Source organism: Alkalibacterium sp. s-m-28, from assembly GCF_054658175.1.
Genome location: NZ_BAAGIQ010000344.1, coordinates 1 through 307, shown reverse-complemented (window position 1 = coordinate 307; position 307 = coordinate 1). Strand labels below are relative to the sequence as shown.

Genomic DNA, 307 nt, shown 5'->3' with positions numbered 1-307 from the left:
TACCCAGACTAAATGGAAATTAAAATCATACACACTGGTTCTTGTTTTCACTAACATTTTTCCAACAAATCCCTTCTAATCAAGCGTATTCTGTTTACGTTTTACTACACATAGGGTATGATGTAAATAGAAAGGTGGTGAATAAACATGTATAAAGGAATTGAAGGGAAAATTTATCCTAACAAAGACCAACAAGTTTTAATCAATCAGACGTTTGGGCATTCAAGATTTGTCTGGAATCAAATGTTGAATATGCTAAACACAAGATACGAAAACAATCCAGATTTGAACATGTTATCTTTCAGTA

The 307-nt window shown here is 31.9% G+C and carries 1 protein-coding gene; it reads left to right on the top strand.

The window, feature by feature from the left end:
- Window positions 1–147: 147 nt before the first annotated feature.
- On the top strand, window positions 148–307 hold a 160-nt coding region (locus ACYQ4S_RS12575; protein ID WP_459771518.1), incomplete at its 3' end, for a helix-turn-helix domain-containing protein.